We start from the raw sequence: 12,344 nt of genomic DNA on the forward strand, positions 1-12,344 counted from the left end.
ACCGGGCAGGCACCGAACGCCCGACGCCGGACAGGCACCGAACGCCCGGGCCGGGCAGGCGCCGAGCGCGCCCCGGCCGCTAGGGCGCCGTACGGGCGTGCGCGGCGAGCACGGTGTCGAGCAGGCCGGGGAAGCGCCGCTCCAGGTCGACGGTGCGCAGGGCGGAGAAGCGCCGGTTGGCCTCCTCGCGCTGGGCGATCAGGCCGGACTCGCGCAGCACCTTGAAGTGGTGGCTCAGGGTGGAGGGCGCGACGTCCACCGGGAAGGTGCCGCAGGCCCGCTCGGGCTCGGTGCGCAGGATGCGGACGATGGTCATCCGGGTGGGGTCGGAGAGCGCGTGCAGGACGTCGAAGAGGTCGATCTCCTCGGTCTCGGGGTGCGCGAGCGCCGGTCGGCGGCGGGTGCTGCGGGGCATGGGTCGACCTCTCCGATCTGCGATGTTCGACATCCATGGAAACGGCGTGGTACCACTTGACCCGCACCAATTTCGTCGTTCGTCGAACATCGTAGTCGAGGGGGACCGACATGCGCGCACTGGTGATGACCGCACCCGGTGGAGCCGAGAATTCGCGGATCCAGGAGATCGCGGCGCCGCACCCCGGACCGGGGCAGGTGGCGATCGACGTCGCCTACGCCGGACTGAACTTCGTGGACGTGATGACCCGCCGCGGGGACGCCGCGTACGCCGCCGACTGGCCGTACCTGCCCGGCAAGGAGGTCTCCGGCACGGTCCGCGCGCTCGGCGCGGGCGTCACCGGACCGGCGGTGGGCGACCGCGTGGTCGCCGCGCCGGTCGGCGCCGGCCTGGCCGAGGTGGTGGTCGCGGAGGCCGCGCTCACCGTGCCGCTCCCGGACGCGGTGGCGCTGCGCGAGGCCGCCGCCGTCCCGCTGGGCCTGGCCACCTCGGTGCTGCTGCTGACCGACGCGGGCCGTTTCACCGCCGGGGACACCGTCCTCGTCCACTCGGCGGGCGGCGGGATCGGCAACGCCGTCGCCCGGCTCGTCCCGCTGCTCGGCGGCGGTCGGCTGATCGGCACGGTCGGCCGGCCGGAGAAGGCCGCTGCGGCGATCGCCTCCGGCTACGACCACGCCTTCGCCCGTTCCGACGAAGCGGCCGAGGCGATTCGCGCCGCCACCGGCGGCCGGGGCGTCGACCTGGTGCTCGACCCGCTGGGCACCGCGGCACTCGACCTCGACCTCGCCGTGGCCGCGCCCGGCGCGCGGATCGTGCTGTTCGGCAACGCGGGCGGCGGCACCGTCGCCGACCTGCCCCCGCTCGGCCGCCTGATGGCGGGCAACCTGACCGTCACCGGCTTCAGCCACCGCGGCCTGGCCGCCACCGCCCCCGAGCGGCTGGCCCGCGCCATCCGCCGGGTCCTCGACCTGCTCGCCGACGGGGGCCTCGCACTGCCGGTCACCGAACTGCCCGGCCTCGACGCCGTCCCGGCCGCCCACGACGCCATGCAGGACGGGCTGGCGACCGGCAAGTACGTGGTGCGCGTCGGCGGCTGAGCCCGGCCGCCCGGAGAATCCGCATGACGCTCCGTGCCCGGTCTGTTTGACTCACCGCCATGAGCACCTCGCACGTCCTTCCGGTCCTGCGCACCACCAACCGGTGGGTCGCCTACGACGCCGCCCAACGGCTGCTGGGCATCACCGTGCACCGGCGCTCGACGGAGGCGAACGCGTACGCGGACGAGCTCACGGCGGCGGAGGCCCGGCGGCTGTTCGAGGCCTTTCCCGACCACGTGCACCCGGGCGGCCAGGAGCGGAACGTCGGGACCGACGAGCTCCGACGGCTGTTGGCGGCGGGCGATCCCCGAGTGGACGCACTGGCCCCGTTCGCGTTCCATCTGGACGAGCGGCCCGCCGGGTCGATCGAGGACAGGTTCCTCGCCCTCCTCGGCTCCTCGCCCGCTTCACTGTCCTGGGGCGGCTTCGCCTGGCCGGCCGCCCCCGAACTCGGCCTGGACGTCCGCGCCAAGGACGCCGGTGTCCAGATCGCCCTCAGCAGCGACAACGTCGACTTCGACCGGCCCGCGGACGACCACACCCTGTTCATCCACTTCCGCCAGGGCGACGTCGAGCGCGCCGAGTGGCTGGCCCGGCAGGTCGGGCTGGCACCCGTCGGGCCGGTGGAGCACGGCTGGTAGTCCCCGGGCACAGCCCCCCGCCCGGTCGGCGTTGGGCCGGGCATGACCGAGATTCTGGTGATCGGCGCAACCGGCAGTGCGGGCAGGCGCGTTGTGGCCGCGCTGGTCGAAGGCGGCCACGCGGTACGGGCGTTGGTGCGCGATGCCGCGAAGACCGTACTGCCCGCGGAGCCCGAGGGCCTGGGGCCCGCGCCGGCCGGCGGGGTGGAGGCGGTGTACCTGATGTGGCCCGGGCTGCCCGTGCGGCCCCGGGTGGTGGAGCTGATCGCCCGGCGCCCCCGGCGGGTCGTCCACCTGTCGGCGGACGTGGCGGACCTCGCCGACGACGAGCCGGCCGTGGTCTTCCACCAGGAGATCGAGCGGCTGATCCGGCACTCGGGCCTTGACCGGACCTTCGTCCGGGCGATCGACTTCGCGGACGCCCGGCTGCGCGCCTGGGCGTCGTTCACGCGGGAGCGGGAGCGGGAGCGGGAGCGGGTGACCGGCACCGTGCGGGAGGTGCTCGGGCGTCCGCCGCGCGACGTCCGCGACCGGGTGCGGGATCGCGCGGCGGACTTCCGGCAGCCCGGCGGCCGCGTGCCGGGCCGTCGGGCCGTCGGGCTGTCGGGCCGTCGGGCTGTCGGGCTGTCGGGCTGTCGGGCCGCACCGTGGACGTCAGTAGCGGACGGCCTTGACCACCACGGGCGTCAACGGCTGGTCGGCCGGCTGCCGGCTGAAGGCGACGGGCTGGGCCTTGCCGTTCGCCGGGACGTTCTCGGCGCCGACGATCGAGCTGTCCACGGCCTTGCCGCTGGAGTCGGTGAAGTCGACCTGGACCGCGTAGGAGGCCGCATTGGGCCCCGGGTTCTGGATCGTGACGACCACGGCGTGCAGGCCGCCGGTGCTCTGCCGGGGAAGGCCGGTGATGGTGACGTCGTTCAGCGCGTTGCCGCCGTCCGTCACCCCGCTGAGCACCGAGGCGGCCTTCTCCCGGGTCGCGGCCTGCTGCGCCGACACGGACGCCTGGAAGGAGGACGCCGCCGCGGAGAGGGAGGCGGCGGCTTCGGAGGCGGCCGCCGACGCCGAGACCGCCGCGGCCGACGCCGAGGCCAGCAGCGACTGCGCGGCGGAGGCAATGGCGGAGGGCGGCTCGCCGGAGAAGGCGCTGGCGTTGGGCAGGGTGGCGGACGGCGAGCCGGCCGACGTGCCCGACGAGCTGCTGCTGCAGGCCACCAGCACGACGGCGCCGGACGCCGCCGCGATCAGCGCGATCGTGCGCTGCGGGGTCCAGCTGCGGCCAGGTCGCCGGTCGCCGCCCTGGGAACGGCCGAGCGGCGGACGCCCCGGCAGCGGACGGTGGCCGGGGCCGTGGCTGGGGGGACTGTGGAGTTCACGCACCGAGGATCCCTCTCCTGGTCGGTGTTCGGCGGCCGAGGGGCCCGTACGTCCCCATGCTTGGCAACATCGCGCTCCACAGCGACAGCTCCTGACCCGTCCGAGTGGGCGGGGCCGCGCACGGGCGGTGCGTCGCGGCCCCGGACGGGTCGGGGCGGCGGCCCCGGACAGGTCGGGCGCGGACGCGAGCCGGACAGGTCGGGCCCGGACGCGAGCCGGACGGGAGCCGGACCGGGCCCGAGGGAGGCCTCAGGCTCCGATGGTCAGCACCGCCTTGCCGTGCAGCCGCCGGCCGAGCAGGGCGTCGACCGCCTCGGCCGCGTCGTCCCAGTCGCCGCTCCAGGTGATACCGGGGTCCAGCTCGCCCGCCGCCACCCGGTGGGCGAGCCACCCGAGGTCGCGGCCGAGGCCGGTGCAGCCGAGCAGGTAGAAGGAGACCACCGCGCGGTCGTGCCTGTTCGCGTCGCCGAACAGGGTGCCGAACGCGAAGTCCTCGCCCCGGCCGGAGCTGTGGCCGGTGGCGACCAGGACGCCGCCGGGGCCCAGGGCCTCGTAGGCCTCGACCAGTTGGGGGCCACCGACGACGTCGACCACGCCGTCGACCGGCCCGGCGGTCTCCTTCGGCGAGGCGACCACCTCGTGGGCGCCGAGGCGGCGCAGCACCTCGCCGTTGCGGTCCGGCGAGCCGGTGGACGCGACCACGTGCGCGCCCGCCGCCCGGGCGAGCTGGACGGCGTACCGGCCGACGCCCCCGGTGGCACCGGTGACCAGGACGCTGCGGCCGAGCAGCGGGCCGATGCGGTGCAGCGCGCGCAGGGCGCTGAGGGCGGCGACCGGGATGGTGGCGAGGGCGGCGAGGTCGGCACCGGCGGGTGCGGCACCGATCAACCCGGTGTCCACCGCCCGGAGTTCGGCCCAGCCGCCGGCCGGCATCAGGGTGACCACCGGGGTCCCCTCGGCGGGGCCGGAGCCGTCGGCGGCGGCGCGTTCGACGATGCCGGCGGCGTCCCAGCCGAGGACGGTGCCGTCGGGGGCCGTGTCGAGGCCGAAGGCGACCTCGCCGTAGTTGAGCGAGGTCGCGGTGACCCGGACCAGTGCCTGGTGGGGCGCCGGCTCGGGGTCCGGGGCCGTACCGAGGCGCAGGCCGCCGGGGGCCGAGCGGTCGACCAGGAGTGCACGCATGGAGGATCCTCCCCAAGATTCTGCCACTGAGTGGCATAAGCCTACAGGTGGCATTACAGCCCCGACTAGACTGACCGCGATGACTCCCGAGAAGGCCACCGCCACGGCACCGGAGCGGGGCGCCGAACAGGCCCCCGAGGCGCCGGGCGCCGCGCTCCCGCTGCGCGAGCGCAAGAAGCTGCGCACCCGTCAGGCGCTGATCGACACCGCCCTGGAGCTGTTCGGCGAGCACGGCTTCGACGGGGTGACGCTGGACCGGCTGTGCGAGGCCGTCGAGGTCTCCAAGCGGACCTTCTTCCGCGCGTTCTCCAGCAAGGAGGACGTCGCGATGGCGCCCACCCAGGACCTGTGGACGACGTTCCTGGAGGTGCTGGAGAGCCGGCCGTCGGACGACGGCCGGCTGATGGCCCTCCTGGAGGGGACTCTCACCGAGGCGATCGACCGGATGCCGGCCGACGGCTGGGCCGAACGCGCCCTGGCGAGCCGCCGACTGGCCGCCCGGACGCCCTCGATGGACGCCCACGGGCTGGCCTTCTGCGAGCGGGCGACCCGGGAGGCGGTGTCGACGGTCACCCGCCGGTTCGCCCTCGACGGCCCCGAGGCGGGCGCCGCGCTGCGCGCCCGGCTGGCGACGGACATGCTGGTCGCCGCGTTCCACCAGGCGATGGACGGCTGGGTGGCGCAGCCGTCCGGGCACACCCGCGCCGACCTCGCGCGACGGCTCCGGACGGCCTGCGCCGAACTGCCGGGCGCGCTCGCGGCATCGGTCGAACCACGGCGGGCCTGAGCCTCGGCACCGGCCGAACCGCGGCGGGCCCGAACGCGGCCCGGCACCGCCGCACCGAGGGCCGCCGTCAGTCCGCGGCGGTGAGCCGGGCGAGCACGAGCCCGGCCACGATCAGCGCCAGCGCGGCCGCCCGGCCCGCACCGAGCGACTCGTGCCGCAGGACGGCCCCGAGCGTGATGGCACCGACCGTGCCGATGCCGGTGAACATCGCGTAGGCGAGGCCGGCCGGGAGGTCGCGCATGGCCCGCGACAGCAGGTGGACGGACAGCGCGCCGAGCAGTACGCACAGCGCGGTGGGGCCGGGGCGGGTGAAGCCGTCGGTCGGCTTGATGCTCTGCGACCAGACGACCTCGACCAGGCCGGCGGCGAGCAGGAGGAGCCAGGACACGGCCGCCTCACCCCCGCCCGCCGGCACGCGCCCCGGCCTCCCCGGGCGCCGCGCCCACCCCGGCCGCACCCACCCCGGCCGCCTCGCGGGCCAGCCGCCGGCCGGCCTCGGTGGCCTCGGTCAGGGCGGCGGCCAGCGACGCCTCGTGCTGCGGGAGCCGTTCGGCCAGTGCCGGGTCCACGGTCGCGTTCGCCAGTTCGGCGCCGATGACCAGGGTGTCCTCGACGGCGTAGTGCCCGTGGAAGAAGTCCACCAGGTAGCGCGTCTGGTGGTCGAAGGGCGCGCGCGGCATGCCCGGCCGGTAGGAGCCGCCCTGGGCGGAGGCGACCACGAAGCGCCGCGGCCGCAGGTTCATCTTCGGGAAGGTGACCTGGTCGATCCAGAGCTTGAGCTGGGCCGGGACGCCGAAGTTGTACATCGGCGAGCCGATCAGGACGACGTCGGCGGCGAGCAGTTCGGCGAGCAGCGGTTCGAGGACCGCCCACGCGGCGCGCTCGGCGTCGGTGCGGACCGCCTCGGCGTAGCGGTCGGGCTCGACGATGCCCTCGCGGAGCAGGGTGTCGCAGATCGTCGTCCAGGCCTCGCCGATCGGCGGCACGGGCTCGGCCGCGAGGTCCCGGTAGGTGCAGGTGCCCTGCGGCGCTTCGGCGCGCCAGGCCTCGGCGAAGGCCGCGCCGATCCGGCGGGAGAACGAGCTGCGGCGGGCGCTGGCGTCGAGGTGGAGGAGCTGCGGCATGACGGTACCCCCGGAATTCCACAAGCGGACACGGCGTCCGCTTGTCTGGTGACGATGCTAGCCATCAAGTGGACAGGGCGTCCACTTGTTAGAATCGGCCCATGCCACCGACCGAACGCGCCGACGCCGCCCGCAACCGACTCAAGGTGCTCCGGGCGGCCGAGCAGTTGTTCACGACCCGCGACCCGGCCGCCGTGACCATGGAGGACATCGCCCGGGCGGCCGGCGTCGGCCGCGGCACGCTCTACCGCCGCTACCCGGACCGCGCCTCGATCGCGCGCGCCCTGCTGGACGCCCACGAGCACGAGATCCAGGAGCAACTCCTGCGCGGGGAAGACCCGTTGGGCCCTGAGCCGGCGGCCGCCCCGGCCGAGCGGCTGAGCGCCTTCTACTCGGCGATGGTCCGCCTGCTGGAGCGCCACTCCCACCTGCTGCTCGGCGCCGAGACCGGCCCGGCCCGGCTGGCCACCGGCGCCTACGGCTTCTGGCGCGCGCACGTCCGGATGCTGGCCGCGGCGGCGCGGGCCGAGGACCCGGACGTCCTCGCCGACCAGTTGCTGGCACCGCTCGCCCCGGAGCTGTACCGCCACCACCGCGACCGGGGCGTGTCCACCGAACGCATCGAGGCGGGGCTCCACCTGCTCGCCCACCGCATGCTCGGCGACTGAGGCCCGGGCCTGCCGGACCCGCCGGGCCCGCCCGAGGGTGGACCTGCGGGGAGCGGGCCTACGCGGCCCGCAGGGAGTCGAGCCAGCGCAGCAGGCGGCCCCCTTCGCGCGTCATGACCTCCGGGTCGCGCAGCGCGTTGGCGAGCAGCGACATGCCCTGGTAGCCGGCGACCAGGGTGAGGGCCAGGCCGTCCGGGTCGGGCAGGCCCAGCTCGCGGAACTGGCCCGCGGCCCAGTCGAGCAGCCGCCGGATCACCGCGCCGGCCTCCGCGTCGAGGTCCCCGTCGGTGCGCTTGTCGAGTTCGACGGCCAGGGTGCCGGTCGGGCAGCCGTGCCGGGCGGCGAGGTCACGCTGTCCGACCCAGGCCTCGACCAGTGCCTTGAGGCGGTCCAGCGGGTCGGGCAACCGCTCCAGCCGCTCGGCGAGTTCGTCCAGGTGTGCACTGTGCGCGGAGAGCGCGGCGCGGACCAGCTCGTCCTTGGTCTTGAAGTAGTAGTAGACGTTCCCGACCGGGACGTCGGCCTCGCGCGCGATGTCGGCGAGGGTGGTCCGCTCGACGCCCTGTTCGTGCAGGACCTTGGCCGCGGCCGCGGTGAGCCGTCGGCGCTTCTGCGACGCCGCCGTGCGCCGGTTCACTGAGTCAGTCATCCGACTGACTATAGACAGCCGCCCCGGAAGGCGGCTACGGTCTTTCTCAGTCAGCCAACTAACTCACTGGCTCGACCGCACATCTCACTCCTGACATCTCACACCTGGGGGCGGAAATGATCACAGTGACGGGCGCGACCGGCAACATCGGCCGGACGCTGGTGGAGCTGCTGGCCGAGGCGGGCGAACAGGTGGTCGCCGTGTCCCGGCAGCCGCAGCCCGACCACCCGGCGGCCGGGGTCCGCTGGGCCCGGGGCGGCCTCGGCGACGCCGCCGGCCTGCGCCCGGCCCTCGAAGGGTCCCGCGCGCTGTTCGTCGTGCTGGGCGGCGAGCTCAACAGCCACGGCGAGAGCCCGGAAGCCCTGCTGAGGACGGTCGCGGACGCCGGGGTGGAGCGGATCGTCCTGGTCTCCTCGCAGGTCGGCGCCACCCGGCCGGACGCCCCCTCGCACGCCCGGCTGCGGGAGTTCGAGGCCGCCGTGCGCGCCTCCGGACGGGACTTCACCGTCCTGCGCCCCGGCGGCTTCGCCTCCAACGCCTTCGCCTGGGCCGCGACGGTCCGGGCGGAGCGGACGGTCTTCGCGCCGTTCGGCGGGGTGGCGCTGCCCGTGGTCGACCCGGCGGACATCGCGGCGGTCGCCGCCGCCGTGCTGCGCGAGGACGGCCACGGCGGCCGCACCTACGAGCTGACCGGACCGGAGGCGATCGGACCGCGCCGGCAGGCCGAGGTCATCGCCGAGGCCCTGGGCGAGGAGGTGGCCTTCGTGGAGCTGTCCCGGGAGCAGGCCCACGCCCACCTGGCACGGTTCATGCCGGAGCGAGTGATCGCCGGGACGCTGGACGTCCTCGGCCTCCCGCTCCCCGCCGAGCAGGCGGTCAGCCCCGACGTGGCGGCCGTGCTGCACCGCCCGGCCGCGCCCTTCCGGGCCTGGGTCGAGCGCAACCTGCCGGCCTTCCGGTAGCACCCGCGCGGCCGCCCCGGACGCGCGAGCACAACGCGCCCGGGGCGGGCCGCCGCGCAGGCGGGCCCCGCGCAGGCAGGCGGGCCCACCCGGGCGGGCCTCACGCGAGCAGGCCCACGCAGGCGGGCCCCACCCGGCGGGCCCCACCCGGCGGGCCCCACCCGGCGGGCCCCACCCGGCCGGGCCTCAGGCCGTGGCCGGCCTGGCCGCCTCGGCGTCCTCCGCCTCCGGGGCGGGAACGGCGCGCAGCCGGGGACCGGGCGGCGCGGGGATGAACGCGGCGACGGCGGCCGCGATCAGCGCGACGCCGCAGCCGATCACCAGGCCGACCCGGAAGCCGCCCTCCGAGGGCAGGGCGTGCCCGCCCAGGTCGACGGTCATCTGCGACAGCACCACACCCATCACGGCGGCGGACACCGAGGTGCCCAGCGAGCGCATCAGGGTGTTGAAGCTGTTCGCCGAGGCCGTCGCGGACAGCGGCACCGCGCTCATGATCAGCGCGGGCATCGCGCCGTAGGCAAGGCCGACGCCGCTGTTGCAGACGATCGTCACGATCAGCACGCCCCAGGTGGAGCCCATCAGCGGCAGCGCCAGCCCGTAGCCGACGGCGATCGTCAGCGCCCCGGCGGCCAGGGTGAACTTCGGTCCGCGCGCGGCGGACAGCTTGCCGCCGAACGGGGAGACGACCATCATCATCAGCCCGCCGGGCGCCATCCACAGGCCCATCGCCAGCATCGACTGCCCCAGCCCGTAGCCGGTGAGCTTCGGCAGCATGAGCAGCTGCGGCACGATCAGCGCCTGGGCGTACATGCCGAAGCCGACCAGGACGGAGGCGGCGTTGGTCAGCAGCACCCGCGGGCGCGCGGTGACCCGCAGGTCCACCAGCGGTTCGGGGACGCGCAGCTCCCAGCGGGCCCAGAGCATCAGGATCGCGGCGGAGGCGGTGAACAGGCCGAGGGTGCGGGTGCTGCCCCAGCCCCAGTCCCCGCCCTTGGAGACGGGCAGCAGCAGGCAGACCAGGCCGACGCTGAGGCCGATCGCACCGACGAAGTCGAAGCGGCCGCCGGCAGGGCGGCCGTCCGCGGCGGGGGTCGGGATGACGGTCCAGAGCATGCCGATGATGACGACGGTCAGCACGGCGGTGCCCCAGAAGAGCACGCGCCAGCTGGCGTAGTCGGCGACGCCGGCCGCGATCGGCAGGCCGAGGCCGCCGCCGATGCCCATGGAGGCGCTGACCAGGGCGATCGCCGAGCCGAGCCGATCGGGCGGCAGGACGTCGCGCAGCAGGCTGATGCCGATCGGCACCAGGCCCATGCCCATGCCCTGCAGCGCCCGGCCGGCGATCATCGGCACCACGGAGTCGGCCACCGCGCACAGGACCGAGCCGAGCAGCAGCGGGACGCAGGAGGCGATGAGCATCGTCCGCTTGCCGAGCAGGTCGCCGAGGCGGCCGCTGATCGGGACGAAGACGGCGGCGGAGAGCAGGGTCGCGGTGATGACCCAGGAGGCGTTGGACGCGCTGGTGTGCAGGAGTTGCGGGAGCTCGCTGATCAGTGGGGTGACCAGGGTCTGCATGATCGCGGCGACGGTGCCGGTGAAGGCGAGCACCGCCACGATCGGGCCGGTGCGGGGAGTGGGGGCGGGGCCGTTGATGACGGGCCTCCTCGGGCAGTCGAAGAGCAGGAGTGTGCAGAAAACACACAATGTGCATGGAACACAGAATGGTCAGCTTACACATGATGTGCGCCATGCACATCATGTGGGCCGCGCATACCTCTGGCATACTGAAAGGTGATCCACGGAGAAACCGCAGGTCGAAGCGGTGATGAAGGGACTTCGACATGACCAGCCCCACGCACGAGGTCGCCCTCGAATTCCTGGTGTTCGCCCGGCACCGCGACCTGAGCCAGGTCAACGCCCGCCCCGAGGGCAGCCAGCTCGAACGCAGTTCCTACATCCTGCTCAGCCGGGTCGACGCCGAGGGGCCCATGTCCATCGGGCAGTTGAGCGACGCCTTCGCCCTGGACGTCTCCACCCTCAACCGGCAGACCGCGGCCCTGAAGAGCGCGGGACTGCTCGAACGCATCCCGGACCCGGACGGCGGCATCGCCCGCAAGTTCCGCCTCACCGAGGAGGGCCGGAACCGGCTGGAAGCGGAACGCGAGGCCCACGTACGGGCGCTGAACCTCGTGATGACGGACTGGCCGGAGGAGGACATAGCCTCCTTCGCCGGCTTCCTGCGCCGCTTCAACACCGGCATCGAACGGCTCGACGGGCGGCCCTGGCCCCGGGACTGAGGCATCGGCGTCGACGCGCGGCACGCGCCACGCGGGAACACCCGGCCCGCGAGGCGACTTGCAAGTGGCATGAGAGCCATGGGAATTGAGGAGTTCGGCGGCCCGGATGCCCTGCGCGTACTGGAGCTGCCCGAGCCGCAGGCGGGCCCCGGTGAGGTCCGCATCCGGGTGCACGCGGCCGCCGTGAACCCGACCGACGCGGTACTGCGGCGCGGCGGCCACGCCGCACGGATGCCGGGCAGGCGGCCCCCGTTCGTGCCCGGCATGGACGCGGCCGGGGTGATCGACCAGCTCGGGCCCGGGACGGACGGACGGCTCGCCGTCGGCCAACGGGTGGTCGCCGTCGTGCTGTTCATCAGCGAGCACGGTGGGGCGTACGCCGAACAGGTCGTGGTGCCCGCCGCCTCGGTGGTCCCGGCACCGGAGGGGGTGGACCACCCCGCGGCGTCCACGCTGCTGATGAACGCGATGACCGCACGCCTGGCCCTGGACGCACTGGCCGTGCCACCCGGCGGGACCGTCGCCGTGACCGGAGCGGCCGGGGCCGTCGGCGGGTACGCGGTCGAGCTGGCCAAGGCCGACGGGCTGACCGTCATCGCGGACGCCGCTCCGCAGGACGTCGAGCGGGTACGGGGGTTCGGCGCCGACCACGTGGTGGAACGCGGCCCCGACGTCGCCGACCGCATCCGGGCGCTGGTGCCCGACGGCGTCCCCGGCCTGGTGGACGGTTCCCACCAGACCGCCGAGCTCGTACCCGCCGTGGCCGACGGCGGGACCCTGGCCGAGCTGAAGGGCTGGTCCGGCCCCGCCGAACGCGGCGTCCTGGTGCGCCCGGTGATGGTGACGGACGCCATCACGGACACCGTGCGGCTGGACGCCCTGCGCCGCCAGGCCGAGGCGGGCGTCCTGACCCTGTACGTCGCCGACGTGCTGCCCGCCGAGGAAGCGGCCCGGGCCCACCGCCTCCTGGAGGCCGGCGGCCTGCGCGGCCGGCTGGTCCTGGACTTCTCCTGACGCCGCCTGCGCGGGGGGGGGGGGGGGAAGGGCCCCCCCCCACCCCCCGCCGGGCCGGCCCCCCCCCCCCCCCCCCCCCCACCCCGCCCCGCCCCCCCCCCCCGACCCCCCCCTCCCCCCCGCAGCCCCCCCCC

General features: G+C 75.2%; 14 protein-coding genes and 1 pseudogene. 8 read left to right on the forward strand and 7 right to left on the reverse strand.

The window, feature by feature from the left end:
- Window positions 1–79: 79 nt before the first annotated feature.
- On the reverse strand, window positions 80–415 hold the full coding sequence (locus ACFVGO_RS26355) for an ArsR/SmtB family transcription factor (protein ID WP_380356497.1): 336 nt from the start codon (window positions 413–415) through the stop codon (window positions 80–82).
- A 110-nt stretch (window positions 416–525) separates the two neighbouring features.
- On the opposite strand from ACFVGO_RS26355, the gene ACFVGO_RS26360 reads away from it, so the two are divergent.
- From ACFVGO_RS26360 to ACFVGO_RS26370, 3 genes and pseudogenes are all read left to right on the forward strand, one after another.
- Entirely contained in the window at window positions 526–1,512 is a 987-nt protein-coding gene (locus tag ACFVGO_RS26360; protein ID WP_359901923.1) for a zinc-binding dehydrogenase, read from the forward strand.
- 59 nt (window positions 1,513–1,571) lie between these two features.
- A complete protein-coding gene (locus ACFVGO_RS26365) occupies window positions 1,572–2,153 on the forward strand; it encodes a hypothetical protein (protein ID WP_380634401.1) in 582 nt (193 codons plus the stop codon).
- Between the two features lie 42 nt (window positions 2,154–2,195).
- Window positions 2,196–2,297: pseudogene (locus ACFVGO_RS26370) on the forward strand (NmrA family NAD(P)-binding protein); the annotation flags it as partial.
- Window positions 2,298–2,807: 510 nt separating this feature from the next.
- Here ACFVGO_RS26370 and ACFVGO_RS26375 read toward each other — a convergent pair.
- On the reverse strand, window positions 2,808–3,530 hold the full coding sequence (locus tag ACFVGO_RS26375; protein WP_359901929.1) for a hypothetical protein: 723 nt from the start codon (window positions 3,528–3,530) through the stop codon (window positions 2,808–2,810).
- Between the two features lie 246 nt (window positions 3,531–3,776).
- Window positions 3,777–4,709 carry a zinc-binding dehydrogenase gene (locus tag ACFVGO_RS26380; RefSeq protein WP_380634403.1) on the reverse strand — a complete coding sequence of 311 codons (933 nt, stop codon included), beginning with the start codon at window positions 4,707–4,709 and terminating at the stop codon, window positions 3,777–3,779.
- A gap of 79 nt (window positions 4,710–4,788) precedes the next feature.
- On the opposite strand from ACFVGO_RS26380, the gene ACFVGO_RS26385 reads away from it, so the two are divergent.
- Window positions 4,789–5,496: a TetR/AcrR family transcriptional regulator gene (locus tag ACFVGO_RS26385; RefSeq protein ID WP_380356490.1), complete on the forward strand. Its 708-nt coding sequence runs from the start codon at window positions 4,789–4,791 to the stop codon at window positions 5,494–5,496.
- Between the two features lie 67 nt (window positions 5,497–5,563).
- On the opposite strand, the gene ACFVGO_RS26390 is transcribed toward ACFVGO_RS26385, so the two are convergent.
- Both ACFVGO_RS26390 and ACFVGO_RS26395 read right to left on the reverse strand, forming a co-directional pair.
- Window positions 5,564–5,884 (reverse strand): multidrug efflux SMR transporter, encoded by a 321-nt coding sequence (locus tag ACFVGO_RS26390; protein ID WP_359901936.1) that lies wholly within the window; start codon window positions 5,882–5,884, stop codon window positions 5,564–5,566.
- Window positions 5,885–5,891: 7 nt separating this feature from the next.
- Complete coding sequence (locus tag ACFVGO_RS26395; RefSeq protein ID WP_380634406.1) at window positions 5,892–6,620, reverse strand: NAD(P)H-dependent oxidoreductase; 729 nt, start codon at window positions 6,618–6,620, stop codon at window positions 5,892–5,894.
- A 101-nt stretch (window positions 6,621–6,721) separates the two neighbouring features.
- On the opposite strand from ACFVGO_RS26395, the gene ACFVGO_RS26400 reads away from it, so the two are divergent.
- Window positions 6,722–7,288 (forward strand): TetR/AcrR family transcriptional regulator, encoded by a 567-nt coding sequence (locus ACFVGO_RS26400; protein WP_380634408.1) that lies wholly within the window; start codon window positions 6,722–6,724, stop codon window positions 7,286–7,288.
- Window positions 7,289–7,346: 58 nt separating this feature from the next.
- On the opposite strand, the gene ACFVGO_RS26405 is transcribed toward ACFVGO_RS26400, so the two are convergent.
- Window positions 7,347–7,937 (reverse strand): TetR/AcrR family transcriptional regulator, encoded by a 591-nt coding sequence (locus ACFVGO_RS26405; RefSeq protein WP_359901945.1) that lies wholly within the window; start codon window positions 7,935–7,937, stop codon window positions 7,347–7,349.
- Between the two features lie 116 nt (window positions 7,938–8,053).
- Between ACFVGO_RS26405 and ACFVGO_RS26410 the strand changes: the two genes are divergently transcribed.
- Window positions 8,054–8,899 (forward strand): SDR family oxidoreductase, encoded by an 846-nt coding sequence (locus ACFVGO_RS26410; protein ID WP_380634410.1) that lies wholly within the window; start codon window positions 8,054–8,056, stop codon window positions 8,897–8,899.
- A gap of 186 nt (window positions 8,900–9,085) precedes the next feature.
- Here the strand turns inward: ACFVGO_RS26410 and ACFVGO_RS26415 are convergent, their stop codons facing one another.
- Window positions 9,086–10,552: an MFS transporter gene (locus ACFVGO_RS26415; protein WP_359901963.1), complete on the reverse strand. Its 1,467-nt coding sequence runs from the start codon at window positions 10,550–10,552 to the stop codon at window positions 9,086–9,088.
- Window positions 10,553–10,740: 188 nt separating this feature from the next.
- Here ACFVGO_RS26415 and ACFVGO_RS26420 point away from each other — a divergent pair, with 188 nt between their 5' ends.
- Together ACFVGO_RS26420 and ACFVGO_RS26425 are read left to right on the forward strand one after the other, a co-directional pair.
- Entirely contained in the window at window positions 10,741–11,196 is a 456-nt protein-coding gene (locus ACFVGO_RS26420) for a MarR family transcriptional regulator (RefSeq protein ID WP_359901949.1), read from the forward strand.
- A gap of 69 nt (window positions 11,197–11,265) precedes the next feature.
- Window positions 11,266–12,210 carry an NADP-dependent oxidoreductase gene (locus ACFVGO_RS26425; RefSeq protein WP_380634412.1) on the forward strand — a complete coding sequence of 315 codons (945 nt, stop codon included), beginning with the start codon at window positions 11,266–11,268 and terminating at the stop codon, window positions 12,208–12,210.
- Window positions 12,211–12,344: the final 134 nt, after the last annotated feature.

This window comes from Kitasatospora sp. NPDC057738, assembly GCF_042798815.1.
Taxonomy (GTDB): domain Bacteria; phylum Actinomycetota; class Actinomycetes; order Streptomycetales; family Streptomycetaceae; genus Kitasatospora; species Kitasatospora lactacystinica.